Origin of the sequence: Xenorhabdus sp. PB62.4, from assembly GCF_014467285.1 — a bacterium.
Classification (GTDB): domain Bacteria; phylum Pseudomonadota; class Gammaproteobacteria; order Enterobacterales; family Enterobacteriaceae; genus Xenorhabdus.
The window spans coordinates 1-808 of sequence record NZ_NKHR01000100.1 but is presented as its reverse complement, the minus strand read 5'-3'; the positions used below and the strand labels follow the sequence as shown (position 1 = coordinate 808).

The window sequence follows — 808 nt, the reverse complement described above, 5'->3', positions numbered from 1 at the left end:
GACGCAACAGGCGATGAGAGCACTGCATCGTGTCAGAGAATCACTCATCAAAGATAAGGTAAAGACCACTAACCAAATGCACGCCTTTTTGCTGGAGTTTGGTATCAGTCTGCCAAAAGGCGAGGCGGTCATTAAACGGTTATCTCTGGTTCTGGCAGAATACGACGTGCCCGATTATCTGAGCCGTTTGCTGATGAAATTACATGCCCACTACCTTTATCTTGTCGAGCAAATAACCACGTTGGAATTAGAATTAAAACAGTCCATCAAAGCGGACGATGCGACTCAACGCATGATGACAATACCGGGGGTAGGACCCATTACCGCCAGCCTACTTTCATCCCAGCTTGGTGACGGAAAACAATTTTCATGCAGCCGGGATTTTGCTGCTTCGATGGGGCTTGTTCCCCGACAATACAGTACAGGGGGAAAACCGACTCTGCTGGGTATCAGCAAACGCGGCAACAAAAATTTGCGCCGATTGCTGGTTCAATGCGCCCGGGTGTTTATGATGCGGCTTGAGCATCAGCATGGGAGACTTGCCGAGTGGGTTCAGGCACAACTGAGCAAGAAACATTCGAATGTGGTTGCCTGTGCATTGGCTAATAAGCTGGCAAGAATAGCCTGGGCAATCACTACTCGGCAAAATGAGTATCAGGCCTAATAGAGGCTGGCTGATTCAATAACTTGATGATTAAACAGTGAAATACACGTTACCTATCTGGTTTTGCGAAGACTGATTATTGATGACATGAACGGCCAATCGGCCTGATGAATAACCTAAGAAACAAAATGGCTCATTGAAGCC

The 808-nt window shown here is 47.3% G+C and carries 1 protein-coding gene; it reads left to right on the top strand.

The window, feature by feature from the left end:
• On the top strand, positions 1 to 664 hold a 664-nt coding region (locus Xenpb_RS19380), incomplete at its 5' end, for an IS110 family transposase (protein WP_187655741.1).
• Positions 665 to 808: the final 144 nt, after the last annotated feature.